This is a genomic window from Streptomyces sp. NPDC003697 (assembly GCF_053587115.1).
The window spans coordinates 26,718-51,793 of sequence record NZ_JBSFNN010000034.1 but is presented as its reverse complement, the minus strand read 5'-3'; the positions used below and the strand labels follow the sequence as shown (position 1 = coordinate 51,793).

Genomic DNA, 25,076 nt, shown 5'->3' with positions numbered 1-25,076 from the left:
AACAGGCACGCAGCGACGGGGTTGGCCGTGTTCGGCCAACCCCGTCGGCGTGGGCCGTCGCCGGGACAAAGTAGTCTTGAGCCCATGCCTGAACGCCGTACCGTCGCACTGGTCACTCTTGGCTGCGCCCGTAACGAGGTGGACTCGGAGGAGCTCGCAGGCCGTTTGGAGGCGGACGGCTGGCACCTCGTGGAGGACGCCGCGGACGCGGACGTCGCCGTCGTCAACACCTGCGGCTTCGTGGAAGCCGCCAAGAAGGACTCCGTCGACGCCCTGCTGGAGGCGAACGACCTCAAGGGGCACGGCAGAACACAGGCCGTCGTCGCCGTCGGCTGCATGGCCGAGCGGTACGGCAAGGAACTGGCCGAGGCCCTCCCCGAGGCCGACGGCGTGCTCGGTTTCGACGACTACGCGGACATCTCCGACCGCCTGCAGACGATCCTCAGCGGCGGCATCCACGCCGCGCACACGCCGCGTGACCGGCGCAGGCTGCTGCCGATCAGCCCGGCCGAGCGGCAGGCCGCCACCGAGGTGGCCCTGCCCGGACACGGCGCCCCGGCGGACCTCCCCGAGGGCGTGGCCCCCCGGTCGGGCCCGCGCGCACCCCTGCGCCGCCGCCTGGACGGTTCCCCGGTCGCCTCGGTCAAGCTGGCTTCCGGCTGCGACCGGCGCTGCTCGTTCTGCGCCATCCCGTCTTTCCGCGGCTCCTTCATCTCCCGCCGTCCGAGCGACGTGCTGAACGAGACGCGGTGGCTGGCCGAGCAGGGCGTGAAGGAGATCATGCTGGTCTCCGAGAACAACACCTCCTACGGCAAGGACCTGGGCGACATCCGCCTGCTGGAGTCCCTGCTGCCCGAGCTCGCCGGCATCGACGGCATCGAGCGGGTCCGCGTCAGCTATCTCCAGCCGGCCGAGATGCGGCCGGGCCTGATCGACGTGCTGACCTCCACCCCCAAGGTCGCGCCCTACTTCGACCTGTCCTTCCAGCACTCCGCACCCGGCGTGCTGCGCGCCATGCGCCGGTTCGGCGACACCGACCGCTTTCTCGAACTGCTGGACACCATCCGCGCCAAGGCGCCCCAGGCGGGCGTCCGCTCCAACTTCATCGTCGGCTTCCCCGGCGAGAGCGAGGCCGACCTGGCCGAGCTGGAGCGCTTCCTGAACGGCGCGCGGCTGGACGCCATCGGCGTCTTCGGCTACTCCGACGAGGAGGGCACCGAGGCGGCGACCTACGACGGCAAGCTCGACGAGGACGTAGTGGCGGAGCGTCTGGCGCGGGTCTCCCGGCTGGCCGAGGAACTCGTCTCGCAGCGGGCCGAGGAGCGCGTCGGCGAGACCGTGCGTGTCCTCGTCGAGTCGGTCGACGACGAGGAGGGCGTCCACGGCCGTGCGGCGCACCAGGCCCCGGAGACGGACGGCCAGGTGCTGCTCACGAGCGGCGAGGGGCTCGGCGTGGGCCGTATCGTCGAGGCCAAGGTGGTCGGTACCGAAGGGGTCGACCTGGTGGCGGAGCCGCTGCCGGGCGCGTCCGCGTGGAGCGAGGAGGCGGGCAGATGACCGGAGTCCCGGCGTCCGCGGCGGGCGGCTCCTCCGGCGCGCGGGGGGCGCCCGCGGGGGCGGCTTCGAGCCGTGCGGACGCGGGTGGGACCTCCGGTCGCGCCGCCGGCGCGGTGTCCGGTGGCGCAGGCGCCGCGGTGCCGGGGGGCGTCGGTGCCGTGTCCGACGGGCCGGGCGGGGCCAGGCCGCCGCGCGGCGGGAAGATCGCGGCCGCGGCGGTCAACCAGGCCAGTGTGTGGAACGTCGCCAATCTGCTGACGATGCTCCGGCTGCTCCTCGTGCCGGGCTTCGTGATGCTGATGCTGGCCGACGGCGGCTACGACCCGGCGTGGCGCTCGCTGGCCTGGGCGGCCTTCGCCATCGCCATGATCACCGACCTGTTCGACGGCCATCTGGCGCGGACGTACGACCTGGTCACCGACTTCGGTAAGATCGCCGATCCCATCGCCGACAAGGCGATCATGGGAGCGGCGCTGATCTGCCTCTCCGGCCTGGGTGACCTGCCCTGGTGGGTGACCGCGGTGATCCTCGGCCGGGAACTCGGGATCACGCTGCTGCGCTTCCTCGTCATCCGCTACGGCGTCATCCCCGCCAGCCGCGGCGGCAAGCTCAAGACGCTCACCCAGGGCGTGGCCGTCGGGATGTACGTGCTGGCGCTGACGGGCTGGCTGGCCACGCTGCGGTTCTGGGTGATGGCGGCGGCGGTCGTCCTGACCGTGGTGACGGGGCTGGACTATGTCAGACAGGCCGTCGTGCTGCGCCGGCGGGGAATCGCCGAGCGCCGGGCAGCGTTGGAGGAGACGGAAGCGTGAATGCGCCGGCCGCCGACGTCGTGAGGCTGCTCGCGGGAAGGGGCGAGACCGTCGCCGTCGCCGAGTCGCTGACCGGCGGCCTGGTCGCGGCGGAGATCACGTCCGTCCCGGGGGCCTCGAAGGTCTTCCGCGGGTCGGTCACCGCCTACGCGACGGAGCTCAAGCACCTGCTGCTGGGCGTCGACGCCACGCTGCTGGCGGAGCACGGAGCGGTGCACCCGCAGGTGGCGGCCCAGATGGCCGCCGGAGTGCGGCGGGCGCTGGGAACCGACTGGGGCATCGCGACCACGGGCGTCGCCGGCCCCGACCCCCAGGACGGACAGCCCGTCGGGACGGTTTTCGTGGCCGTGGACGGGCCCCGCACGGCGGGCTTCGGCGCCGCTCACGGCGGGAAAACGGCCTCGCTGCGGTTGAACGGCGAGCGGGCGGAAATTCGTATGGAGACTGTACAGAGCGTGCTCGCGCTGCTCATCGAGCAGATCGCGGGCGAACAGACCGGGAATGAGTGGGCACAGGATACGGAACGGAACGGGGGGTTTTGATGTTTGCAGCCCTGAGTGAACACGACATCGCTCCCCGCACGGCCGCGGCGCGAGGCGGTACGGTGGGGCGTGAAGGATGCGGCTACGCGGTCCGAGGAGGGAGCCACCGATGATTCTGCTCCGTCGCCTGCTGGGTGACGTGCTGCGTCGGCAGCGCCAACGCCAGGGCCGTACTCTGCGCGAAGTCTCCTCGTCCGCCCGAGTCTCGCTCGGCTATCTCTCCGAGGTGGAGCGGGGGCAGAAGGAGGCTTCCTCCGAGCTGCTCGCCGCCATCTGCGACGCGCTGGACGTACGGATGTCCGAGCTCATGCGGGAAGTGAGCGACGAGCTCGCCCTCGCGGAGCTGGCCCAGTCTGCTGCTGCCACCGAGCGCGTCCCCGCACCGGTTCGTCCGATGCTGGGTTCCGTGTCGGTGACCGGCGTGCCACCGGAACGGGTGACCATCAAGGCGCCCGCCGAAGCGGTGGACGTGGTCGCCGCGTGATCTTCGCGCACTCGCGTGCGTGAGCCCACGAAAACGTCGTAAGGCCCCGGCCGGGGCTTCTCCGGAGATCATCCGGAGGAGGGCGGCCGGGGCCTTTCGCATGCGTCCGGAGCCTTGCACTTCGGTCCGCGCCCGCGGCGCCGCCCCGTCACGGACGGGGTCGGCGAACAGGGGGTGCGCCGTCGATTCCGGACCCGTTTGCCGGTGGGGGCCCGTGCGGTCAAGGTGGAAGGCGGGCTGTCCTCGGGTGACCGGCGCCGAACGGTGCCGGTGGCGCCTCCCCGTGCCCCGGTGCGCCCTCCTGCGCGTCCGGGCGGCGTTCTAGCGTCGGGCTGGAGGTGGGTGCGATGGCGGGGCCGGTGCGCTGGGGACTCCTCCTGGGAGTGGGAGCCGTGTGGTGGTGGGCCGTCCTGCGGCTCGCGCTGACCGACGACGCGGGGGTGGTGGAGGGGGCGGTCGCCGCCGGAGGGTGGGGGCTGAGCCTGCTGCCCGTGCACTGCGCGGCGGCTCCGGAGTCCCTCCTGAAGGCGGGACGCCGGGGGCGTGCGGTCCGGGGCCGGGTGCCGGCCGCGGCCGGTCCACGGGTCGGCCGCCTCGGTGGCGGGAAGCGGCCGTGGGAATCCGCGGACCCCGGTGGGCCGCGGTCCGGGGCGGGCGAGGCGGCGGCGTCCGGGGACGGCGACGGGCAGGCCGGGCCGTTGTGAACGCCGGGTCGGCGTGAGCGACGGGGCGGTGGGGACAGCGGGCCTGTGGTGGACGCCCGCGGAAGGCGAGCGCCCGTCGTGGCTCGGGAGGTGCGTGGACGGCCGGTGTCCGTCGCGGCGGGCCCGGGAGGCCCGCGGAAGGCGAGCGCCCGTCGCAGCGGTCCACTGGTGCGCGCGATGGGCGCCCGTCGCGGCCCGCTACGTGGTGGACCGGTAACGCTCCCGCCACCGCTGCGGGGAACCCGCTGCCGGAGCGGGGCCCGCCTGGCAGGTGGGGCACCAGTACGTGGGGCGCTCCTGGGAGCCGTCGCCCTGGTCGGCGACGCGGACGGGCGTGTGGCAGCGCAGGCACGGGCGGGCGGCGCGGCCGTAGACGAACAGGTCGGGCCGGCGCAGGCCGGTGGTGTTGCGGACCGGGCGGTCGCGGTTGGCCTCCAGGACCTTCTGGGCGAGGCCGGGCAGCTTCGCGGTCCGGCCGGCGGGCACCGCACCGACGGGAAGCCACGGGGTGACCCCGAGCAGGAAGCAGAGCTCGCTCTTGTAGATGTTCCCGATCCCGGCCAGATTGCGCTGGTCCAGCAGGGCCTCGCCGAGGGGGCGGGCGGGGTCCGTCCGGAGGTTGGCCAGCGCCAGCTCGGGGCTCCAGTCCGGGCCGAGCAGGTCGGGGCCGAGGTGACCGACGGCGCGGGACTCCTCACCGGTGCGCAGCAGCTCCAGCACCTGCAGGCGGTAGCCGACGGCCGTGCGGTCGGCCGTGTCGAGGACGATCCGGATCTGGTGGGCCGGGCCGCCCCTCCAGCGCTCACCGCTGCCGAACACCTTCCAGGCGCCGTCCATCAGCAGGTGCGTGTGCAGGGTCACACCGCCCTCGATGCGGGTGAGCAGGTGTTTGCCGCGCGGGATGACGTTGAGGACCGTCCGGCCGGACAGGTCGACCGTGGCGTACTGGGGGACCCGGAAGTCGCTGCGGGTCAGCACCTTGCCCGCGAGGGCGTCGTGCAGCCGTCGCGTGGCCTGCCAGACCGTGTCACCTTCAGGCATGGCTCAAGGGTGACACGGGCGGGTGACTTTCCGCGGACCGCTCCCGGACCGCGCCGCCGGGCGGCGTCGTCCACAGGCCGCGGGGAGACCCATCGGCCGGTGATCGTCCTGGTCCGTGGCCGTCGGCCGTCCCCGCGGCGCCCGCCGGCCGGTCCCGGCTCACGCCCGCAGCCGCAGTCCGCGGGGCGTCGCCACGAAACCCGCCTGCTCCAGCAGCGCGCCGATGGGAGACGTCAGCGCGGCGGCGCCGTTGACGCGTTCCACCGTGATCGTGCCGAGGGAGCCCGCGCGCGCGGCCGCCGCGAGCGCCTCGACCGCCATCTGCAGGCGTGGGTCGTGGTCGGCCGGGCCGTCCGGCTCGGTCGGCCAGGCCAGCACCGTCTTGCCACCGCGCTCCACGTAGAGCGTCAACTCGCCCTCGACCAGCACCACCAGGGAGCCCGCCTTGCGCCCCGGCTTGTGCCCGGCGCCCGTGGGCGGCTCGGGCCAGGACAGGGCAGCGCCGTAGGCGTTCGCGGGGTCCGCCGCCGCGAGGACGACCGCCCGGGAGTCGGCGGACGAGGACGTGCGGGAGCGGGGGCCGCGGTCCGCGGCACCGCGGCCGCCCGCGCCGTACCCGCCGCCTCGGGGACCGCCGGCGCCGGGCGCGCCGAAGTCGCGGGGCGAGACGTAGTCGCCGGGGGAGGCGGGGAGGTGGAGCGGCCAGTCGCCGGCGGGTTCCGCGTCGCCCCACGGGTCCGTCCGGCCGACAGGGTGGTCGCCCGGGGCACCGCCGGTCTCCCCGAAGCCGGGCACCGGCGAGAAGCCGTCGTAGCCGTCGGAGCCGCTGGTCGGGGCGAAGTCGCCGGGCGGGCCGAAACCGTTGCCGGAACCGCTTCCCGGGTCCCGGGCCGGCAGAGTCTCGCCCCGCTCGCGGGCGTTGGCGATGGCGCGCAGGCGGTCGACCGCGCCGTCCATCGCGAACTGGGCGGCGCCCAGTCCCTCGACGATGTAGCCGCGCCGTGCCTGTCCGCTTTCCTCGAAGGCGGACAGCACCCGGTACACGGCCGAGAAGCCGCCCTCGACGCCCTCCGCGGACACCGCGCCCCGGGTCACCACGCCGTGCCGGTCAAGGAGCGTGCGGGCCAGGGCGTGGGCCCGCACCGTCGGGTCGGCCTCCAGTCCGGGCAGCAGCGACCAGCGGCCGGCGACGGTCGGCGGGCCGCTGCGGGACGCCGTGCGGACCGCGGCCGTCAGCGAGCCGTAGCGCCCGCGCGGGACGGCGCGCCTGGCACGGTGCGCCGTCGACCCCGCGGTGCGGCCCGAGCCGAGGAGGGACCGCATCGGGGCGAGCGTGTCGTTGGTGAGCCGTCCGGACCAGGCCAGGTCCCACAAGACGTCGGCCAGTTGCGGATCGGTCACCTCCGGGTGCGTGGTGGCGCGGACCTGGTCGGCGATCTGACGGAAGAACAGGCCGTACCCGCCGGAGAGGGTGTCGAGGACCGACTGGTGCAGTGGGGTCGGCTCCAGCGGAAGGGGCGGCCGCAGGAGCAGCGGGGCCGCGTCCGCCAGGTACAGCGAGACCCAGCCGTCCTTCCCGGGCAGCGGGCCCGCGCCGGCCCACACCACCTCGCCGGCGGCGGTGAGTTCGTCGAGCATGGCGGGTTGGTAGCCGGCGACGCGGGCCGGCAGGACCAGCTTCTCCAGCGCCGACGCGGGCACGGACGCGCCCTGCAACTGCTCCACGGCTCGCACCAGTCCGTCGATGCCGCGCAGCCCGTGGCCCCTGCCGACGTGCTGCCACTGCGGCAGGAACTGGGCCAGGGCGGCCGGCGGGACCGGCTCCATCTCGTGCCGCAGCGCCGCCAGCGAACGGCGGCGCAGGCGGCGCAGCACGGCCGCGTCGCACCACTCCTGGCCGACGCCCGCCGGGTGGAACTCGCCCTGCACGATCCGGCCGTTGCCGGCGAGCCGCTGCAGCGCGCCCACCGTGACCGCCACGCCGAGGCCGAAGCGGGCCGCCGCTCCGGCCGACGTGAACGGGCCGTGCGTCCGCGCGTAGCGGGCGAGCAGGTCACCGAGCGGATCCTTGACCGGTTCGGTGAACGCCTCCGGAACGCCCACCGGCAGTGCCGTGCCGAGCGCGTCGCGCAACCGGCCCGCGTCCTCGATCGCGGCCCAGTGGTCGACTCCGGCGATGCGGACCCGGATGGCCCGGCGGGCGGCGGCCAGTTCCCCCGCCCACTGCGGTTCGGCACCGCGCTCGGCCAGTTCGGCGTCCGTGAGCGGACCGAGCACCCGCAGGACGTCCGCCACCCCCTCGACGTCCTTGATGCGGCGGTCCTCGGTCAGCCACTGAAGCTCCTGCTCCAGCTCGGCCAGCACCTCCGCGTCCAGCAGCTCGCGCAGTTCCGCCTGGCCCAGCAGCTCGGCCAGCAGCCGCGAGTCCAGGGACAGCGCCGCGGCGCGGCGCTCGGCGAGCGGGGAGTCTCCCTCGTAGAGGAACTGGGCGACGTACCCGAAGAGCAGGGAGCGGGCGAAGGGGGACGGCTCCGGCGTGGTGACCTCCACCAAGCGCACCCTGCGGGACTCGATGTCCCCCATCAGCTCGACCAGACCGGGCACGTCGAAGACGTCCTGGAGGCACTCGCGGACCGCCTCCAGGACGATCGGGAACGAACCGAACTCGCTCGCCACCTGCAGCAGCTGCGCGGCGCGCTGGCGCTGCTGCCACAGCGGGGTGCGCTTGCCCGGGGTGCGGCGCGGCAGCAGCAGGGCGCGGGCGGCGCACTCGCGGAAGCGGGACGCGAACAGGGCCGAGCCGCCCACCTGGTCGGTGACGAGCTGCTCGACCTCCCCCTTGTCGAAGGCGACGTCGGCCGCGCCGACGGGAGCCTGGTCGAGGTCGGCCGACGTGTGCAGGGCTGCGTCCGCCGTCAGCGGCTCCTGGTCCAGCAGGTCCAGACCCATCAGGTCCGCGTCCGGCAGCCGCAGCACGATCCCGTCGTCGGCGTGCATGACCTGCGCGTCCATGCCGTACCGCTCGGACAGTCGGGCGGCGAGGGCCAACGCCCACGGTGCGTGCACCTGCGCGCCGAACGGGGAGTGCACCACGACCCGCCAGTCGCCCAGCTCGTCGCGGAAGCGCTCCACGACGATGGTGCGGTCGTCCGGGACGTGGCCACAGGACTGGCGCTGCTCGTCCAGGTAGGACAGGACGTTTCCGGCGGCCCACGCGTCGAGCCCCGCGGCCAGGAGACGCAGGCGGGCGTCGTCCCGGGGCAGGGAGCCGACCTCGCGCAGGAACGCGCCGACCGCGCGGCCCAGCTCCAGCGGGCGGCCCAGCTGGTCGCCCTTCCAGAAGGGCAGCCGGCCCGGAACGCCCGGCGCGGGTGAGACGAGGACCCGGTCGCGGGTGATGTCCTCGATGCGCCAGGAGCTCGTGCCCAGCGTGAAGACGTCGCCGACGCGGGACTCGTAGACCATCTCCTCGTCCAGCTCGCCGACGCGGCCGCCGCCCTTCTTGGGGTCGGAACCGACGAGGAAGACGCCGAACAGTCCCCGGTCGGGGATCGTGCCCCCGGAGGTGACAGCGAGGCGCTGCGCGCCCGGGCGGCCGGTGACCGTCCCGGTGACGCGGTCCCACACCACGCGCGGACGCAGCTCCGCGAACGCGTCGGAGGGGTAGCGGCCGGCGAGCATGTCCAGCACCGCGGTGAACGCCGACTCCGGCAGGGAGGCGAACGGGGCGGCCCGGCGGACCATGGCGAGCAGGTCGTCGACCTGCCAGGTGTCCATCGCCGTCATCGCGACGAGCTGCTGGGCGAGGACGTCCAGCGGGTTCGCGGGGACCTTCAGGGACTCGATGGCGCCCGTGCGCATCCGCTCGGTGACGACGGCGGCCTGCACGAGGTCGCCGCGGTACTTCGGGAAGACCACGCCGGTGGAGACGGCACCGACCTGGTGTCCGGCGCGGCCGACGCGCTGGAGACCGGAGGCCACGGACGGCGGGGACTCGACCTGCACGACCAGGTCGACGGCGCCCATGTCGATGCCGAGCTCCAGGCTGGAGGTGGCGACCACGGCGGGCAGACGTCCCGCCTTGAGGTCCTCCTCGACCAGGGCACGCTGCTCCTTGGAGACCGAGCCGTGGTGGGCGCGGGCGATGACGGCGGGCGCGCCGTGCGCCGCGCCGGAGCCGCCCATCAGCTCGGCGGGGGAGTGGTGCTCGTCCAGGGACTCGCCGGTGGCACGCTCGTAGGCGATCTCGTTGAGCCGGTTGCACAGGCGCTCGGCCAGGCGCCGGGAGTTGGCGAACACGATCGTCGAGCGGTGCGCCTGGACCAGGTCGGTGATGCGCTCCTCGACGTGCGGCCAGATCGACGGCCGCTCGGCGCCGTCTTTGCCGTCGGCGACCGGGGAGCCGCCGAGTTCGCCCAGGTCCTCCACGGGAACCACGACGGAGAGGTCGAACTCCTTGCCGGACTCCGGCTGGACGATCTCCACCTTGCGGCGCGGCGACAGGTAGCGCGCGATCTCGTCGACCGGGCGGACGGTCGCGGACAGGCCTATGCGGCGGGCCGGCTTCGGCAGCAGCTCGTCCAGCCGCTCCAGGGAGAGCGCGAGGTGGGCGCCGCGCTTGGTGCCGGCGACCGCGTGCACCTCGTCGAGGATCACCGTCTCGATGCCGGTCAGCGCGTCACGCGTGGCCGAGGTGAGCATCAGGAACAGCGACTCGGGGGTGGTGATGAGGATGTCCGGCGGGCGGGTGGACAGGGCGCGGCGCTCGGCGGGCGGGGTGTCGCCCGAGCGGATGCCGACCTTGACCTCCGGCTCGGGCAGGCCGAGCCGGAGCGATTCGTGGCGGATGCCGGTCAGGGGACTGCGGAGGTTGCGCTCGACGTCGACGGCGAGGGCCTTGAGCGGGGAGACGTAGAGGACGCGGCAGCGCTTCTTCGGATCGGCGGGGGGTGGGGTGGAGGCGAGCTGGTCGAGGGCGGCAAGAAAGGCGGCCAGGGTCTTGCCCGAGCCGGTCGGGGCGACCACCAGCACGTCCGAGCCCTCGTTGATGGCCTGCCACGCGCCCGCCTGGGCGGCGGTGGGCGCGGAGAAGGCACCCGTGAACCAGCTGCGGGTCGCGGGGGAGAAGCCGTCGAGGGCCCGATGTCCGGAACTGACCATGCCTCTATCGTGCACCTGCGGACTGACAATGTGGCTGACCTGCGGTTTCTGTATCGCATCAGGCGGTCGGGGCGCCGAGCCCGCGCGAGGGCCGGTCGGCGTGGCGGTGGGGGCGGGTGTGCGCCGGTGCCGCCGCGGTGCGTCCACCGGCCCCGTCGGCGGGGGCCGGAAGCACTGGGCGCCTCCCGGATGACGGAAAATGGGGGTATGGGTGAGGAGCGGGCACGGCATTGGCGGTACGCGGAGCTGCCGGGTGTCGACCTCCTGCGCGCCCGCTACATACGCAAGGAGTTCGTCCGGCACACGCACGAGCACTTCGTGATCGCCGCCATCGCCGACGGCGTCGAGGTCTTCCAGCACCGCGGGTCCGACCAGTACGCCGGTTCGGGGGCACTGGCGCTCGTGAACCCCGACACACCCCACACGGGACGCGCGGGCGTGCCCGAGGGCTGGCGCTACGGAGCCGTCTACCCGTCGCCGGAACTGGTGGCCGAGATCGCCGCCGAGACCACGGCGCTGCGCGGCACCCCCGGCTTCGTCGAACCCGTCCTCGACGACCCCTACGCCGTGGGGCTGGTCCACCGGGTGCTGCGGGCCGCGGAGGAGGGCAACGCCCTGGCCGCCGACACCTTGCTGCGGGTCGCGGTGACCCGGCTGCTGCGGCTGAACGGAGGGCCGCTGCCGCAGCGGCAGGTGCGCACGGCGGGTTCCCGGACCGCGGCCCGCGCCCGTGCCGTGCTGGAGGAGCGGATGGCCGACCCGCCGACGCTGGAGCGGCTGGCGGCCGACCTCGGCACCAGCCCGTTCGCGCTGCTGCGGGCGTTCCGCGACGTCTACGGAATGCCGCCGCACACCTGGCTGACCGACGCCCGGGTGCGCCGGGCCCTGCGGTTGCTGGACGCCGGCGCCGCCCCCGCGGATGCGGCCGTCGCCGTGGGCTTCGCCGACCAGTCGCACCTCAGCCGGCACTTCTCCCGGATCGTGGGCGTGCCCCCCGGCGCGTACCGGCGCGAGCGCAAGAACGTACAAGACGCACGATCGCGGCTCGTCCTACCGTCCACGGTGTGGCAGAACAGACAGCACTCGCAGACATACGCACCGAGCCCGGAGGAAAACCGGACGCCGCCGTCGTACGGGACGCCCTCGGAGTCGGGGTCGCCGTAGGACTGTCGGGGTTCGCGTTCGGCGTGACCTCGGCCGGCAGCGGGCTCACGCTGACGCAGACGTGTGTGCTGAGCCTGCTGGTGTTCACCGGCGCGTCCCAGTTCGCGCTGGTGGGGGCGCTGGCAGCAGGCGGCAGTCCCTTCACGGCGGCGGCGGGCGCCTTCTTCCTCGGGGTGCGCAACGCCTTCTACGGACTGCGTCTGTCGCAGGTGCTGGCCCTGCCGCGCCGGGTCCGCCCGTTCGCCGCGCAGTGGGTCATCGACGAGACCACCGCGGTCTCGCTCGCCCAGCCCACCCGGCGCAGCGCGCGCCTGGGCTTCACCGTCACCGGGCTCAGCCTGTACCTGCTGTGGAACCTCACCACCCTGCTCGGCGCACTGGGCGCCAAGGCCATCGGGGACACCGACGCCTGGGGGCTCGACGCGGCCGGACCCGCCGTGTTCCTGGCGCTGCTCGCGCCGATGCTGCGGACCGCCACCGAGCGGGCCGTCGCCGGCCTCGCCGTCCTGCTGGGACTCGGCCTGCTGCCCCTCGCCCCGGCCGGTGTGCCGGTCCTGGTGGCCGGGCTCGCGGCGCCGGCCGTGCTGTACCTGGAGGGCCGCCGCGGGGGCGGTGTGCGCGACGACGCCCGGGAGGAGGAGCGTTGAACACCTGGATCGCGGTCGCCGCGACCGCCCTCGGCTGCTACGCCGTCAAGCTCGCCGGCCTGCTCGTCCCGGCTGACGCTCTGGAGCGCCCGCTGGTGAAGCGGCTCGCCGCGCTGCTGCCGGTCGCCCTGCTGGCCGCGCTCACCGCCCAGCAGACCTTCGCCGACGGACACACGCTCGTGCTGGACGCGCGGGCCGCGGGACTCGGGGCGGCCGCCATGGCGCTGGTGCTGCGGGCGCCGTTCCTGCTCGTCGTCGCGGCCGCCGTCGTGGTGACGGCCGGGGTGCGCGCGCTGGGCGGGTGAACCGGCGGACGCGCGCCCGCGGACCGGCCGTGGCGGTGCGGCCCAGCCGGCGCGCACGGGCAGGCCTGCCTGAGCGGCCGCTCCCCGCTGTGCCGGGTGGTTCAGGCGATGGCCGATTTCCGGCCATGATCAGATTCTCGGTCGGGGGCGCTGCCCCGGCAGGCGGTCACGGCTCCGGTTCATCCCTCCGGGCGGGATACTGGTGTCATGCGGTTGACGGTCTTCTGGGAGCGGATGGCGGAGCACTTCGGTGCGGGGTACGCCGAAACCTTCGCGCGCGACCACGTGATGTCGGAGCTCGGCGGGCGCACGGTCCAGGAGGCGCTGGCCGCGGGCTGGGACGCGAAGGAGGTGTGGCGCGTGGTCTGCGAGGTCATGAACGTCCCGGCGCAGCGGCGCTGACCGGTCACGAACATCGAGGGACGGGTACGGACGGCCTGCGGCGTGGGCGAGACTTGCACCGTGGCATCCACTGACGAGGCCGGGCAGACGGCCGAGCACGCATCCCCGTCCGGTACGACGCCGTCCGCCCGGTCCCCGGCCGACGGCGCCGCCGGGCCGCGCGCCCGTATGCCGCGCTGGCTGCCGCGCGCCATGGTGCTCGCCCTCGCGCTCGTCGCCGTCTTCCAGCTGGGGAGCTGGGCCTTCCACCAGCTGACGGGCCTGCTGATCAACGTACTCATCGCGTTCTTCCTGGCCCTCGCCGTCGAGCCCGCGGTGAGCCGGATGGCCGCCCGCGGCATGCGCAGGGGCCTGGCGACCTTCCTGGTCTTCCTCGGCCTGACGGTCGTCACGGCGGGATTCGTCACCCTGCTCGGCTCGATGCTCGCCGGCCAGATCATCAAGATGGTCGAGGGCTTCCCGGAGTACCTCGACTCCGTCATCCACTGGGTCAACACGACGTTCCGCACGGAACTCAGACGTGTGGACATCCAGGAGGGGCTGCTCCACTCCGACTGGCTGCGCAAGTACGCGCAGAACAGCGCCGCGGGCGTGCTCGACGTGTCCACCCAGGTGCTCGGCGGCCTGTTCCGGCTGCTGACGATCGGACTGTTCTCCTTCTACTTCGCCGCCGACGGGCCGCGGCTGCGCCGAGCCCTGTGCTCCGTGCTGCCGCCCGCGCGCCAGGCCGAGGTGCTGCGCGCCTGGGAGATCGCCGTCGCCAAGACGGGCGGCTACCTGTACTCGCGCGGTCTGATGGCGCTCATCTCGGGCATCGCCCACTACGTCCTGCTCCAGACCCTGGGCGTGCCGTACGCGCCCGTGCTGGGCGTCTGGGTGGGGCTGGTCTCCCAGTTCATCCCCACCATCGGCACCTATCTCGCGGGGGCACTGCCGATGCTGATCGCGTTCACGGTCGCCCCTTGGTACGCGGTGTGGGTGCTGGGCTTCGTGGTGATCTACCAGCAGTTCGAGAACTACGTGCTGCAGCCCAAGCTGACCTCGAAGACCGTGGACATCCACCCCGCGGTCGCCTTCGGATCGGTCATCGCGGGCACCGCACTCCTCGGCGCCGTCGGCGCGCTGGTCGCCATCCCCGCGGTGGCCACCCTGCAGGCCTTCCTGGGGGCGTACGTGAAGCGGTACGCCGTCACGGACGACCCCCGGGTCCAAGGGCACCGGCGACGGGGGCAGGGCCCGGGCCTGCTCGCCCGTGCGCGCGGGCTGTGGGGGCCGCGGCCGGCGGGCGGGGAGGGCGGCCCCGAGGCGCGGCCGTGTCCGGGGGAGGAACCGGTCCGGCAGGGGCGGTGAGGGGCCGGTCCGGCGGACGGATCGGCCGGTCCGACACACGGGGGCCGGTCCGGCGGGTGGGGAGCCGGTCCGGCAGGCCAGGGGCCGGTTCAGGAGGTGAGGACCGCCCAGACGCCGGCACCGGCGACGGCGGCCGCGTAGCAGCCGACGGCGGCGCGGACGATCCGCTCCCGGACCCGCTCGTCCCAGCGCGTGCGGGACAGCAGCCAGGCCAGCGCGGGCAGGAGCAGCACGGCGTGCAGACTCAGCCCGTGCAGCGGCTTGAGCGGGGCCGTCGAGTGGTATGCGGCCTGCTGGTGACCGGTCCGGACGAGCAGCACCCCGCGGGCGATCATCGCGGCGCCCGACGCCAGGGCGACGAGCAGGACGGCGAACCCGGAGCGCACCGCCAGGGCCATCCCGGGGGGCCCGGCCGGCCGGTGCCGGAAGGACGCGACGGCGAACACGGTGAGCACGAGTACGAGGACGCCGCCACCGGCCGCGAGGGTCATCGACACCGCGGTGTCGAACGGCGTCTCCATGTCGAGGTGCGAGGGCGCCCGCCGCCACGCCTGGAGGGTGATGCCGCCGACCTCGACCACGCAGTCGACGGCGAACAGGGCGAGCAGCCCGGAGCGGGTGCGGCGGCCGACGCGCAGATACGACGTGACCCAGGTGACCGCGATCAGCGTCACGCCGAAGGACAGCCCGAACGTGACGGGCTTGCGCCAGGAGACGGGCCCGTCCCAGGGGCCGCCGTCGACCGCGAACACCACCAGGTGCGCCAGGCCGGACAGGACGAGGAGGAGACCCGTCGCGTGGCACAGCCGGCTGATGGGGCCCACCCCGGGTGCGCCGGGCGGTGCGGTCCGCGGGGGGTGCGGTGTGGCGTCCGGAACGGGACGGGTGATCCTCGGCGAAGACATGGGACGAGGGTCCCGGGCGCACCCCCGGCCCGTCGTCGTCCGGCCGGAGACAACCGCCGTACACCGGTGGGAGCACGCGGCGTGGCGAGCTTGACACCAAAATCGAACATCTATTCTTATTGAGGCTCCGGAGCGGCTCGGCGATGGGCATTTCGACCCGGTTCGCGGGGAGAAGTACCCGAGTTGTCCACAGGCCGGACGGACGTCGGGGCGCATTGTCAGTGGCAGGCGTTAGCGTCTTTGACGTGAAGCGATCGACTCAAGCAAACCGGGTGGAACCCATGGCAGGAACCGACCGCGAGAAGGCGCTCGACGCCGCGCTCGCACAGATTGAACGGCAATTCGGCAAGGGCGCGGTCATGCGCATGGGCGAGCGGTCGAGGGAGCCCATCGAGGTCATCCCGACCGGGTCGACCGCACTCGACGTGGCCCTCGGTGTCGGCGGCCTGCCGCGCGGCCGAGTGGTCGAGATCTACGGCCCGGAGTCCTCCGGTAAGACCACGCTGACCCTGCACGCCGTGGCCAACGCGCAGAAGGCCGGCGGTCAGGTCGCCTTCGTGGACGCCGAGCACGCCCTCGACCCGGAGTACGCGCGCAAGCTCGGCGTCGACATCGACAACCTGATCCTGTCCCAGCCCGACAACGGCGAGCAGGCCCTGGAGATCGTGGACATGCTGGTCCGCTCCGGCGCCCTCGACCTCATCGTCATCGACTCCGTCGCCGCGCTCGTCCCGCGCGCGGAGATCGAGGGCGAGATGGGCGACAGCCACGTGGGTCTGCAGGCCCGTCTGATGAGCCAGGCCCTGCGGAAGATCACCAGCGCGCTCAACCAGTCCAAGACCACGGCGATCTTCATCAACCAGCTGCGCGAGAAGATCGGCGTGATGTTCGGCTCGCCGGAGACCACGACCGGTGGCCGGGCACTGAAGTTCTACGCCTCGGTGCGCATCGACATCCGCCGTATCGAGACCCTGAAGGACGGCACGGAGGCGGTCGGCAACCGCACCCGCTGCAAGGTCGTCAAGAACAAGGTCGCGCCGCCCTTCAAGCAGGCCGAGTTCGACATCCTCTACGGCCAGGGCATCAGCCGCGAGGGCGGCCTGATCGACATGGGCGTGGAGCACGGCTTCGTGCGCAAGGCCGGCGCCTGGTACACGTACGAGGGCGACCAGCTCGGCCAGGGCAAGGAGAACGCACGCAACTTCCTGAAGGACAACCCCGACCTGGCCAACGAGATCGAGAAGAAGATCAAGGAGAAGCTGGGCGTCGGCGTGCGCCCGGAGGAGCCGCCGGCCGAGACGGGTACGGACGCGGCCGCCGCCACCGCCACCGGCGACGCCGCCAAGACGGTGCCCGCCCCCGCGGCCGCCAAGGCCACCAAGCCCAAGGCCGCCCCGGCCAAGAGCTGACCCGTGACACGGCGAACCGACTGGCCCGAGTACGAGTACGACGTTCCGGGTGCCCCACGGGGGAGGGGCACCGGGGCCGGCACGGGCTCCGCGGCGGGCGGTGACGGCGCCCACGGGGGTGAGCAGCCGTATCCACCGGGCGGTGACGAGAACGGCTTCGCGGCCGACGGCCCGGCCGGCGCGTACGGGGGTGGGCCGGGCCACGGCCGGCGTCGTGCGGACGGCGAGCCCCGCGCGGGAGGTTCACGCGCGGGCGGCTCACGCCGGGGCGGCTCGCGTGACGGCGGGGCGACGGGCGGTCGAGGGCGTCGCCGGAGCGGTTCCGGCGAGACGTCCGCCGAGGACGGAGGCACCTCCTCCTTGTCGAGGGCCGAGCAGGAGGCGCCTCCTGGGGACCCGGTGGAGCGGGCGCGTGCGATCTGTCTGCGCCTGCTCACCGGGACCCCGCGCACCCGCAAGCAGCTCGCGGACGCGCTCCGCAAGCGGGAGATCCCGGAAGACGCCGCGGAGGAGGTGCTGAGCAGGTTCGAGGAGGTCGGGCTGATCAACGACAGCGCGTTCGCGGACGCCTGGGTGGAGTCCCGCCACCACGGCCGGGGACTGGCCCGGCGCGCCCTCGCCCGCGAACTGCGCACCAAGGGCGTCGACGGCGCGACGATCGACGAGGCCGTCGCCCAGCTCGACTCCGAGCAGGAGGAGGCCACCGCGCGCGAGCTCGTCGCCCGCAGACTGCGGTCCACCCGGGGCCTAGACCGCGACAGACGTCTGCGCCGTCTCGCCGGCATGCTGGCCCGCAAGGGCTACCCCGAGGGCATGGCCCTGCGGGTGGTCCGGCAGGCGCTGGAGCAAGAGGGCGAGGACACGGAGTTCCTCGACGAGGACGGCTTCTGAGGCCGGGCCACGGGTGCGGGCTCGGCCGTGTGCTTCCGGAGGGACGGGTGCGGGCGGCCGGGCAACCGAAGCGCCGCCGTCGTCCGGTGCCCTACCGGGGGCCGAACGGAGGCGCCGCCGTCGTCCGGTGCCCCCTATGGCGCCAGGCGGTCCCGCGAGGGCTACGAGATCACCGGCAGTCCGGACGCCCTCCATGCCTGGAAGCCGCCGATCAGATCGGTCGCCCGGTGCAGGCCCAGCTGGTGCAGCGAGGCGGCGGCCAGACTGGACGCGTAGCCCTCGTTGCAGACGACGACGATCCGCAGGTCATGACCGGTGGCCTCGGGGACGCGGTGGCTGCCCAGGGGGTCCAGCCGCCACTCGAGTTCGTTGCGCTCGATGACCAGGGCCCCGGGGATCAGGCCGTCCCGGTCGCGCAGCGCCGCGTAGCGGATGTCCACCAGGAGGGCGTCCCCGGCCTCGGCGGCGGCGTGCGCCGCACGGGCCTCCGTCCGCTCGTAGCCCCGCCGTACCCGCTCCAGCAGTTCGTCGATGCCGGTCGGTGCGCTCACTGCCAGTCCTCCGGACGTTCGACCTGCTCCAGGCGCAGCACCTGGCCGGTCCGACTGTAACGGCGGATCCGCGGCAGCGGCGGGAAGTAGGCGTGCACGGAGACCGCGTGCCGGTCGGTGGACTCGTTGAGGACCTCGTGCACATGGTGGCGGCCGAAGGCGCGGCCCCGGCCGGCCGGCAGCCGCCGGTCGCGGTCGACACCGTCGGTGAGCTCAAGCGTCCGCCAGCCGTCGCCGGGCAGCCGGGCGGCCAGTGAGTGCTCCCTCAGCTCGCCGGAGGCGGTGAGGAAGGCGCCGACGGAGTCGGCGTGGTCGTGCCAGCCGGTGCCGGTGCCGGGCGGCCAGCCGATCAGCCACACCTCGCTGCCGCCGGGCCCCGCCAGACGCACCCAGGTGCGCTCCTGCGGGTCGAGCCGCAGGGAGGCGATCAGCTCGGCGTCCGCGGCGACGCCCCGGACGAAGTCGAGGAGATCCGCTTCCGTGGGCGCCCGGTCGTCGGGTGAGGGGGCCGGCGGCGATGCGGAGACCGGGTCATCGGACACCGGCACCGGGACGGCAGCCGACGGGGGGACGGAAGCCGCCGGAGTGGCGGCGGAGGCGGGCGCCCCCGGGGAAGCGGAGGCAGAAATGGGGGAGGCAGACACGGACACCGTCCTGAAGAACGTTCGCGAAGGGCACGCGGCGGCACAGGGCGGCGCACCCGGGGGGAAGAGGCGAGTTCAGCAGGAGGGACGACACACGCAGCCCGCGTAACGGAGGAGGTCCATATGGACCCTCCGCCACAGGCGCACGTCGCTGTCGGTCACGCTCCGGAGTACACCACGGGGGTACGGCCCGGTCAACTCACGGTCACCATGCGGACCCCTTGAACTCACGGTCACCACGCGGGCCGGTGAGCTCGCCGCCACCGTGCGGCCCGGGGAGCCCGAGATCGCCGTCGCGGCCGGTGGCCGGCACGGCGGGACGACGCCGCTGGGCCGGAGGCCGCACGGCGGGACGACGCCGCCCGAGCCCGCGCCCGCGGCCTCGCCCCCGGGGTCAGCGCGCCCCCGCCTCCGCCTCCGCCCGGGTCTCCGACTGCGCGGGGCCGCCCAGCGCCGCCTCCGCCGCCGTGTACAGGTCAGCCGGGCGCACGCCGCTCAGTGCGGTGACCAGGTGCCCGTCGGGCCGTACCAGGAGCACGGTGTGGGGCGCGGCACCCGGGTAGCTCTCCGCGACCAGCAGCTCGGCATGGTGCGGCAGGGCGGTCACCGCGGCCGCCAGTCGCGGCATGATCCCGGCGGTCATCCAGTGCCGGCGCTCCCACACGACCGTGCCCGGCGCCACCAGCACCACCAGCAGTGCCCCGCGGCCCAACCGGTCCCGCAGCGGCACGAACGAACCGTCCTCCGCGGTGACCGGCACGTCGGCGACCTGCGCGCCGACCGGCGTGTCCACGGCGACCTCCGCGTCGAGGGGCGCGGGAGCGAGCGGGGAGTCGGCGTACGTCCGCGGACCGCCCAGCGCGCCGTGCCCCAGATGCCCGTCGAGGAGCAGCGCATCGTGCCCGCGGGAGGTGCCGGGGAGGAGGGTGCGCAGTCCGCCACCGCCCCGCAGCAGCGGAAGCACCTGGTCCGCGGCGCGCAGCCGGGCGGCGACGACCGCGCGCCGCTCCGTCTGATAGCTGTCCAGCAGCGCCTCGCGCGGCCCGTGGTGCCAGGCCAGCGCCAGCTTCCAGGCGAGGTTGTCGGCGTCCCTGAGTCCCTCGTCCAGCTGCTGTGTGCCGAAGGCGCCGAGCAGGTGAGCCGCGTCCCCGGCGAGGAAGACCCGCCCGGCGCGCCAGCGGCGGGCCAGCCGGTGGTGGACGGTGTGGACGCCGGTGTCCAGCAGCTCGTACACCGGTGTGGCCTCACCGGTCCAGCCGGTGAGGGTCTCCCGGATACGGGCGATCAGCAGCTCCGGCGTGACGAGGTCCTTGCCCGGCGGCAGCAGCCAGTCCAGCCGCCACACGCCGTGCGGAAGCGGGCGCGCGGCGATCTCTCCCGCCGAGGGGCCCGACGTGCGCCACGGCGGGTCGCGGTGGAGGAACGCTTCACCGGGCCAGGGCAGGTCGGTGCGCAGCGCGGCGACGGCGTGCCGCTCCACCGCGGTACGGCCGGGGAAGCGGATGTCCGTCAGCTTGCGCACGGTCGAGCGCGGGCCGTCGCAGCCGACCAGGTAACTGCCGCGCCACCAGGTGTCCCGGGGTCCGCGGGTGTGGGCCGCGAGGCCGGACGGTTCCTGCTCGATCGCGTCCAGGCGACTGCCCACGGCGAGCTCGACCAGTTCCTCGTCGACGAGCGCGCAGCGCAGGGCGTCGGTCAGGACGTGCTGGGCGATGTGCAGCGGGGCGGGCTCGGAGTCGTCGAAGACGACCTCGCGCATCACCTGTTTGCGCCGCATCGACCGCCAGCCGGACCAGTGCAGCCCCGCCTCGCCGAGCCGGAAGCCGGTGAGCCGTTCCAGCAGCGCGGCGGTGTCCTCGCGCAGGACGACGGTGCGCGCGGCGCGCTGCGCGTCCCGTCCCGGGCCCTCGTCGAGGACGACCGAGGGCACCTCCTGACGCGCCAGCGCCAGGGCGAGCGTGAGCCCGACGGGCCCCGCTCCGACGATGATCACCGGATCCACGGCGCGGCGCCCCCTGCCCGCAGCGATGTCCAGACGGACGGTGGTGAACACAGGGTTGGAGCAGGGTGCACGATCACAGAACGTATGCAACCCACTGCCGCAGCCTGCGTCAAGCGACGGAGGCAGTGGTGATCACACCACTGCCTCCGGATTGCTCCTGCCGGCTGAGCGGCCGTCAGGCAGCGGCGCCTGTGCCCGCCGTGCCCGCGATGTCGGCCACGGCCGACGGCGGGACCACCGCGCCGCCGGACTTCTTGCCGCGCCGCAGCCGCCGCTCCAGCCAGCTCGCGAACGACGTCAGGCTGAAGTTGAGCACCACGTAGATCACGGCCACCACGGTGAAGCTGGCGATGGTGTTGGCGCCGTAGTAGGAACTCATGGGGGACACCGACGCCATCAGCTCCGGGTAGGTGAGGATCGCGCCGCCGAGCGCGGTGTCCTTCACGATGACCACCAGCTGGCTGACGATGGCCGGCAGCATGGCGGTGACCGCCTGCGGGAGCAGGATCGAGGTCATGGTCTGGGTCTTGCGCAGACCGATCGCCTGTGCGGCCTCCGCCTGCCCCTTGGGGAGCGACAGGATGCCCGCGCGGACGATCTCCGCGAGGACCGAGGAGTTGTAGAGCACCAGGCCGGTGACGACCGCGTACAGCGGACGGTCGTCGGAACTGAGGTTGCTGTACTCGGCGAACAGCGCCAGCCCGAAGATCATCAGGATCAGCACCGGGATGGCCCGGAAGAACTCCACCACCACGGAGGCCGGGACACGGATCCAGGCGTGGTCGGACAGCCGCGCTATGCCGAACAGGGCGCCCAGCGGGAGCGCGATGATCATCGAAAGGGCGGCGGCGATCAGGGTGTTCTCGATCGCGGGCAGCAGGTACGTGGTCCAGGCCTCGCCGTGGACGAACGGCTGCCACTTCGCCCAGTCCAGCTGGCCCTTGTCGCTCAGCGCCGTGTACACCCACCAGGCGACCGCCGCGAAGACGAGCACGAACAGGACCGTGTAGAGGACGTTGCGCCGCTTGGCCCGGGGGCCCTGGGCGTCGTAGAGCACGGAGGTCATCGCTTCACCGCCACCTTCTTGCCCACCCAGCCGAGGAGCAGGCCGGTCGGCAGCGTCAGGCACACGAAGCCGAACGCGAAGACCGCGGAGATCAGCAGGAGTTGTGCCTCGTTCTCGATCATCTTCTTCATCAGCAGGGCCGCCTCGGCCACACCGATCGCGGCGGCCACCGTGGTGTTCTTGGTGAGCGCGATCAGCACGTTGGCGAGCGGGCCGACGACCGAGCGGAACGCCTGCGGCAGTACCACCAGCGTCAGAACCTGGGTGAAGCTGAGCCCGATGGCCCGGGCCGCCTCCGCCTGGCCGACCGGCACCGTGTTGATGCCGGAGCGCAGCGCCTCGCAGACGAACGCCGAGGTGTACGCGATCAGACCGAGGACGGCGAGCCGGAAGTTGATCTGGTCGAAGTTGTGCCCGCCGAGGTTGACGCTCAGCGTCTGGCTCAGGCCGAGCGAGGTGAAGAGGATGATCACCGTCAGCGGGATGTTCCGCACGATGTTGACGTAGGCGGCACCGAAGCCGCGCATCAGGGGCACCGGGCCGACGCGCATGGCGGCCAGGAGGGTGCCCCAGACCAGGGAGCCGACGGCCGAGAGCAGCGTGAGCTGCACGGTCACCCAGAAGGCACCCAGCACGTCGTAGCCTTCAAGAAAGTCGAACACGATCTCCCGTGCTTCCGCGTGTGGTGGGCCCCGGTGCGCCGCCCCCGCGTGGGCGGCGCACCCGACGGACGCTGACTCAGCTCTTGATGTCGCCGATCTTCGGCGCGCGCTCGTTCTGGTAGTGCGCGGGACCGAAGTTGGCCTTCACGGCCTTGTCCCAGGAACCGTCGGCGACCATGTCCTCGAGGGCCTTGTTGATCTTGTCCTTGAGGTCGCTGCCCTTCTTGACGCCGATGCCGTAGTTCTCATTGGTCATCTTCAGACCGCCCAGCTTGAACTTGCCCTTGAACTGCGACTGGGCGGCGTAGCCGGCGAGGATCGAGTCGTCGGTCGTCAGCGCGTCGACGGCCTTGTTCTGCAGACCGCCCAGGCAGGCCGAGTACGTCGGGTACTGCTGCAGGTCGGCCTTGGGCGCCAGCTTGTCGTGGACGTTCTGCGCCGAGGTCGAACCGGTCACCGAGCACAGCTTCTTGCTGTTGAGGTCGGACGGCGTCTTGATCGAGTCGTCGTCGGCGCGGATCAGGACGTCCTGGTGGGCCAGCAGGTACGGGCCGGCGAAGTCGACCTTCTGCTGGCGTGCCGGGGTGATCGAGTACGAGGCGGCGATGAAGTCGACGTCACCGCGCTGCAGCATGGTCTCGCGGTCGGCGCTCTTCGCCTCCTTCCACTGGATGTGGTCCTTGTCGTAACCGAGCTTCTTCGCGACGTAGGTGGCGACGTCGACGTCGAAGCCGGAGTAGCCCTGCGGGGTCTTCTGACCGATGCCGGGCTGGTCGAACTTGATGCCGATGTTGATCGTCTTGCCGCCGCCGGACGACCCGCTGTCCTTGCCGTCGCTCGAACCGCACGCCGTCGCGGTGACGGCGAGGGCGAGCACGGCGGCCGAGGCGGCGGTGACCTTGAGAAGCTTCATGGTGCACATCCTTCGAATGGTGGGAAGACGGAGGCGTCGGTGGCGGACGACGAGGCCGCCGGGGCCGGAGCCGCGGAGGGCGGACCGGGTTCGCTGACGGCCGGGGGCGGCGCGGCCGTCAGTGGTGCAGGATCTTCGACAGGAAGTCCTTGGCCCGGTCACTGCGCGGGTTGCTGAAGAACTGGTCGGGGGTGGCCTGCTCGACGATCCGGCCGTCGGCCATGAAGACCACGCGGTTGGCGGCCGACCGGGCGAAACCCATCTCGTGCGTGACGACGATCATGGTCATGCCGTCCCGGGCGAGCTGCTGCATGACCTCCAGGACCTCGTTGATCATCTCCGGGTCCAGGGCGGAGGTCGGCTCGTCGAACAGCATGACCTTCGGGTCCATGGCCAGGGCCCGTGCGATGGCGACACGCTGCTGCTGACCGCCGGAGAGCTGCGCGGGGTACTTGTCGGCCTGCGCGCCCACGCCGACCCGGTCGAGCAGGGCCCGGGCCCGCTCCTCCGCCTTCCTCCGGTCGGACCGGCGGACCTTGACCTGGCCCAGAGTCACGTTCTCCAGCACGGTCTTGTGCGCGAAGAGATTGAAGGACTGGAAGACCATGCCGACGTCGGCCCGCAACCGGGCCAGCGCCTTGCCCTCCTGGGGCAGCGGCTTGCCGTCGATCGTGATCGCGCCCGAGTCGATGGTCTCCAGGCGGTTGATGGTGCGGCACAGGGTGGACTTGCCGGACCCGGAGGGCCCGATGACCACGACGACCTCGCCGCGGGCGATCGTCAGATCGATGTCCTGGAGCACGTGCAACGCGCCGAAGTGCTTGTTGACGCTCTTCAGGACGACCAGATCGCCGGTCGAGGCCACGTCCTGCTTGGCCACCGATACTTCGGTCATCGCTATCGGGCTCCGTCCTCCTCGGTTTCGGAGGACAGTAGATTCCCCGTGCGACCAGCGTCATTACATCTGAGGGGAACTTGAGCATCACGATCCGATAGCAATCGGACACCCGTCGTAGTACGGACGTCCCGGTGCGTACCGGCTGCGTAACGGAAGCGGTGTGCGGGAGCCACCCCCTTGACGGCGTCGCCGTCCATCGGCGTGACTGCCTTCACGCACACGCGCGGGTGCGTCGTCTGCACAGCGGAATCGTACGACCGATGAACCGGAGGGGGCCGGGATGAGACTGCTCCTCGTCGAGGACGACAACCACGTGGCGGCCGCCTTGTCCGCGGTGCTGGCCCGGCACGGTTTCGACGTCACGCACGCCCGCAGCGGCGAGGAGGCGCTGCGGGCGCTCGTCCCGGAGAGCGCCTGCTTCGGGGTGGTCCTGCTCGACCTGGGCCTGCCCGACCAGGACGGGTACGAGGTCTGCGGCAAGATCCGCAAGCGCACCAGCACTCCGGTGATCATGGTCACCGCCCGCTCCGACGTCCGCTCCCGCATCCACGGCCTCAACCTCGGCGCCGACGACTACGTCGTGAAGCCGTACGACACCGGGGAACTGCTCGCTCGCATCCACGCCGTCAGCCGGCGCGCCGCGCACGAGGACGCGGGCGGCGGTGGCGACAGCGTGCTGCGTCTGGGCCCCGTCCACATCGAGCTGCCCACCCGGCAGGTCAGTGTGGGCGGCACGGTCGTCCCGCTGACGCGCAAGGAGTTCGACCTCCTCGCACTGCTCGCCCAGCGCCCCGGTGTGGTCTTCCGCCGGGAGCAGATCATCAGCGAGGTCTGGCGCACGAGCTGGGAGGGCACCGGCCGCACCCTGGAGGTGCACGTGGCGTCCCTGCGGTCCAAGCTGCGGATGCCGGCGCTGATCGAGACCGTGCGCGGCGTCGGCTACCGCCTCGTCGCCCCGGCCGCGTAG

At 73.1% G+C, this 25,076-nt stretch carries 24 protein-coding genes; 13 read left to right on the top strand and 11 right to left on the bottom strand.

The window, feature by feature from the left end; translation table 11 throughout:
• Nucleotides 1-84: 84 nt before the first annotated feature.
• The 5 genes from rimO to ACWDNY_RS16205 all read left to right on the top strand — a co-directional run bounded on the left by rimO (nt 85) and on the right by ACWDNY_RS16205 (nt 4,099).
• Nucleotides 85-1,557: a 30S ribosomal protein S12 methylthiotransferase RimO gene (rimO, locus tag ACWDNY_RS16225; protein WP_451646391.1), complete on the top strand. Its 1,473-nt coding sequence runs from the start codon at nt 85-87 to the stop codon at nt 1,555-1,557.
• Nucleotides 1,554-2,369, top strand: coding sequence for a CDP-diacylglycerol--glycerol-3-phosphate 3-phosphatidyltransferase (gene pgsA / locus ACWDNY_RS16220; RefSeq protein ID WP_451646390.1), 816 nt, complete (start codon nt 1,554-1,556; stop codon nt 2,367-2,369). Before rimO ends, pgsA begins: the two co-directional genes overlap by 4 nt.
• On the top strand, nt 2,366-2,911 hold the full coding sequence (locus ACWDNY_RS16215) for a CinA family protein (RefSeq protein ID WP_451646389.1): 546 nt from the start codon (nt 2,366-2,368) through the stop codon (nt 2,909-2,911). Before pgsA ends, ACWDNY_RS16215 begins: the two co-directional genes overlap by 4 nt.
• A gap of 109 nt (nt 2,912-3,020) precedes the next feature.
• On the top strand, nt 3,021-3,395 hold the full coding sequence (locus ACWDNY_RS16210; RefSeq protein WP_451646388.1) for a helix-turn-helix domain-containing protein: 375 nt from the start codon (nt 3,021-3,023) through the stop codon (nt 3,393-3,395).
• A 347-nt stretch (nt 3,396-3,742) separates the two neighbouring features.
• Complete coding sequence (locus ACWDNY_RS16205) at nt 3,743-4,099, top strand: hypothetical protein (RefSeq protein WP_451646387.1); 357 nt, start codon at nt 3,743-3,745, stop codon at nt 4,097-4,099.
• A 198-nt stretch (nt 4,100-4,297) separates the two neighbouring features.
• Here ACWDNY_RS16205 and ACWDNY_RS16200 read toward each other — a convergent pair whose 3' ends face one another.
• Nucleotides 4,298-5,140, bottom strand: coding sequence for a DNA-formamidopyrimidine glycosylase family protein (locus ACWDNY_RS16200; protein WP_451646386.1), 843 nt, complete (start codon nt 5,138-5,140; stop codon nt 4,298-4,300).
• 159 nt (nt 5,141-5,299) lie between these two features.
• On the bottom strand, nt 5,300-10,300 hold the full coding sequence (locus tag ACWDNY_RS16195; RefSeq protein ID WP_451646385.1) for an ATP-dependent helicase: 5,001 nt from the start codon (nt 10,298-10,300) through the stop codon (nt 5,300-5,302).
• A gap of 207 nt (nt 10,301-10,507) precedes the next feature.
• On the opposite strand from ACWDNY_RS16195, the gene ACWDNY_RS16190 reads away from it, so the two are divergent.
• From ACWDNY_RS16190 to ACWDNY_RS16170, 5 genes are all read left to right on the top strand, one after another.
• Nucleotides 10,508-11,464, top strand: a complete 957-nt coding sequence (locus tag ACWDNY_RS16190; protein ID WP_451646384.1) for an AraC family transcriptional regulator — start codon at nt 10,508-10,510, stop codon at nt 11,462-11,464.
• The gene (locus ACWDNY_RS16185) at nt 11,365-12,111 is read left to right on the top strand and encodes an AzlC family ABC transporter permease (protein ID WP_451646383.1); all 747 of its coding nucleotides are present in this window, start codon (nt 11,365-11,367) and stop codon (nt 12,109-12,111) included. The genes ACWDNY_RS16190 and ACWDNY_RS16185 overlap by 100 nt, the downstream gene beginning before the upstream one ends.
• Nucleotides 12,108-12,416: an AzlD domain-containing protein gene (locus ACWDNY_RS16180; protein WP_451646382.1), complete on the top strand. Its 309-nt coding sequence runs from the start codon at nt 12,108-12,110 to the stop codon at nt 12,414-12,416. Before ACWDNY_RS16185 ends, ACWDNY_RS16180 begins: the two co-directional genes overlap by 4 nt.
• 207 nt (nt 12,417-12,623) lie before the next feature.
• Nucleotides 12,624-12,818, top strand: coding sequence for a DUF3046 domain-containing protein (locus ACWDNY_RS16175; protein WP_451646381.1), 195 nt, complete (start codon nt 12,624-12,626; stop codon nt 12,816-12,818).
• 60 nt (nt 12,819-12,878) lie between these two features.
• A complete protein-coding gene (locus ACWDNY_RS16170; protein ID WP_451646380.1) occupies nt 12,879-14,168 on the top strand; it encodes an AI-2E family transporter in 1,290 nt (429 codons plus the stop codon).
• Between the two features lie 89 nt (nt 14,169-14,257).
• On the opposite strand, the gene ACWDNY_RS16165 is transcribed toward ACWDNY_RS16170, so the two are convergent.
• Nucleotides 14,258-15,073: a hypothetical protein gene (locus ACWDNY_RS16165; protein ID WP_451646379.1), complete on the bottom strand. Its 816-nt coding sequence runs from the start codon at nt 15,071-15,073 to the stop codon at nt 14,258-14,260.
• 281 nt (nt 15,074-15,354) lie between these two features.
• Between ACWDNY_RS16165 and recA the strand changes: the two genes are divergently transcribed.
• Both recA and recX read left to right on the top strand, forming a co-directional pair.
• The gene (gene recA / locus ACWDNY_RS16160) at nt 15,355-16,482 is read left to right on the top strand and encodes a recombinase RecA (RefSeq protein ID WP_451646378.1); all 1,128 of its coding nucleotides are present in this window, start codon (nt 15,355-15,357) and stop codon (nt 16,480-16,482) included.
• 3 nt (nt 16,483-16,485) lie between these two features.
• The gene (recX, locus tag ACWDNY_RS16155; protein WP_451646377.1) at nt 16,486-17,373 is read left to right on the top strand and encodes a recombination regulator RecX; all 888 of its coding nucleotides are present in this window, start codon (nt 16,486-16,488) and stop codon (nt 17,371-17,373) included.
• A gap of 161 nt (nt 17,374-17,534) precedes the next feature.
• Here the strand turns inward: recX and ACWDNY_RS16150 are convergent, their stop codons facing one another.
• The 8 genes from ACWDNY_RS16150 to ACWDNY_RS16115 all read right to left on the bottom strand — a co-directional run bounded on the left by ACWDNY_RS16150 (nt 17,535) and on the right by ACWDNY_RS16115 (nt 24,106).
• Complete coding sequence (locus ACWDNY_RS16150; protein WP_451646399.1) at nt 17,535-17,930, bottom strand: rhodanese-like domain-containing protein; 396 nt, start codon at nt 17,928-17,930, stop codon at nt 17,535-17,537.
• Nucleotides 17,921-18,466: a cysteine dioxygenase gene (locus ACWDNY_RS16145; protein ID WP_451646376.1), complete on the bottom strand. Its 546-nt coding sequence runs from the start codon at nt 18,464-18,466 to the stop codon at nt 17,921-17,923. Before ACWDNY_RS16145 ends, ACWDNY_RS16150 begins: the two co-directional genes overlap by 10 nt.
• 177 nt (nt 18,467-18,643) lie before the next feature.
• On the bottom strand, nt 18,644-18,715 hold the full coding sequence (locus ACWDNY_RS16140; RefSeq protein WP_310851512.1) for a putative leader peptide: 72 nt from the start codon (nt 18,713-18,715) through the stop codon (nt 18,644-18,646).
• A gap of 247 nt (nt 18,716-18,962) precedes the next feature.
• On the bottom strand, nt 18,963-20,570 hold the full coding sequence (locus ACWDNY_RS16135; RefSeq protein WP_451646398.1) for an FAD-dependent monooxygenase: 1,608 nt from the start codon (nt 20,568-20,570) through the stop codon (nt 18,963-18,965).
• 175 nt (nt 20,571-20,745) lie between these two features.
• On the bottom strand, nt 20,746-21,636 hold the full coding sequence (locus ACWDNY_RS16130; protein ID WP_451646375.1) for an amino acid ABC transporter permease: 891 nt from the start codon (nt 21,634-21,636) through the stop codon (nt 20,746-20,748).
• Nucleotides 21,633-22,298 carry an amino acid ABC transporter permease gene (locus tag ACWDNY_RS16125; protein WP_451646374.1) on the bottom strand — a complete coding sequence of 222 codons (666 nt, stop codon included), beginning with the start codon at nt 22,296-22,298 and terminating at the stop codon, nt 21,633-21,635. Before ACWDNY_RS16125 ends, ACWDNY_RS16130 begins: the two co-directional genes overlap by 4 nt.
• 76 nt (nt 22,299-22,374) lie before the next feature.
• Entirely contained in the window at nt 22,375-23,211 is an 837-nt protein-coding gene (locus ACWDNY_RS16120) for a glutamate ABC transporter substrate-binding protein (RefSeq protein ID WP_451646373.1), read from the bottom strand.
• A gap of 118 nt (nt 23,212-23,329) precedes the next feature.
• Nucleotides 23,330-24,106 (bottom strand): amino acid ABC transporter ATP-binding protein, encoded by a 777-nt coding sequence (locus ACWDNY_RS16115; protein WP_451646372.1) that lies wholly within the window; start codon nt 24,104-24,106, stop codon nt 23,330-23,332.
• A gap of 283 nt (nt 24,107-24,389) precedes the next feature.
• Between ACWDNY_RS16115 and ACWDNY_RS16110 the strand changes: the two genes are divergently transcribed.
• Nucleotides 24,390-25,076: a response regulator transcription factor gene (locus ACWDNY_RS16110; protein ID WP_451646371.1), complete on the top strand. Its 687-nt coding sequence runs from the start codon at nt 24,390-24,392 to the stop codon at nt 25,074-25,076.

Coding starts and splice junctions, on each gene's coding strand:
- rimO (WP_451646391.1), top strand. CDS start 85: ATGCCTGAACGCCGTACCGTCGCACTGGTCACTCTTGGCTGCGCCCGT.
- pgsA (WP_451646390.1), top strand. CDS start 1,554: ATGACCGGAGTCCCGGCGTCCGCGGCGGGCGGCTCCTCCGGCGCGCGG.
- ACWDNY_RS16210 (WP_451646388.1), top strand. CDS start 3,021: ATGATTCTGCTCCGTCGCCTGCTGGGTGACGTGCTGCGTCGGCAGCGC.
- ACWDNY_RS16205 (WP_451646387.1), top strand. CDS start 3,743: ATGGCGGGGCCGGTGCGCTGGGGACTCCTCCTGGGAGTGGGAGCCGTG.
- ACWDNY_RS16200 (WP_451646386.1), bottom strand. CDS start 5,140: ATGCCTGAAGGTGACACGGTCTGGCAGGCCACGCGACGGCTGCACGAC.
- ACWDNY_RS16195 (WP_451646385.1), bottom strand. CDS start 10,300: ATGGTCAGTTCCGGACATCGGGCCCTCGACGGCTTCTCCCCCGCGACC.
- ACWDNY_RS16190 (WP_451646384.1), top strand. CDS start 10,508: ATGGGTGAGGAGCGGGCACGGCATTGGCGGTACGCGGAGCTGCCGGGT.
- ACWDNY_RS16175 (WP_451646381.1), top strand. CDS start 12,624: ATGCGGTTGACGGTCTTCTGGGAGCGGATGGCGGAGCACTTCGGTGCG.
- ACWDNY_RS16165 (WP_451646379.1), bottom strand. CDS start 15,073: ATGTCTTCGCCGAGGATCACCCGTCCCGTTCCGGACGCCACACCGCAC.
- recA (WP_451646378.1), top strand. CDS start 15,355: ATGGCAGGAACCGACCGCGAGAAGGCGCTCGACGCCGCGCTCGCACAG.
- ACWDNY_RS16130 (WP_451646375.1), bottom strand. CDS start 21,636: ATGACCTCCGTGCTCTACGACGCCCAGGGCCCCCGGGCCAAGCGGCGC.
- ACWDNY_RS16120 (WP_451646373.1), bottom strand. CDS start 23,211: ATGAAGCTTCTCAAGGTCACCGCCGCCTCGGCCGCCGTGCTCGCCCTC.
- ACWDNY_RS16115 (WP_451646372.1), bottom strand. CDS start 24,106: ATGACCGAAGTATCGGTGGCCAAGCAGGACGTGGCCTCGACCGGCGAT.
- ACWDNY_RS16110 (WP_451646371.1), top strand. CDS start 24,390: ATGAGACTGCTCCTCGTCGAGGACGACAACCACGTGGCGGCCGCCTTG.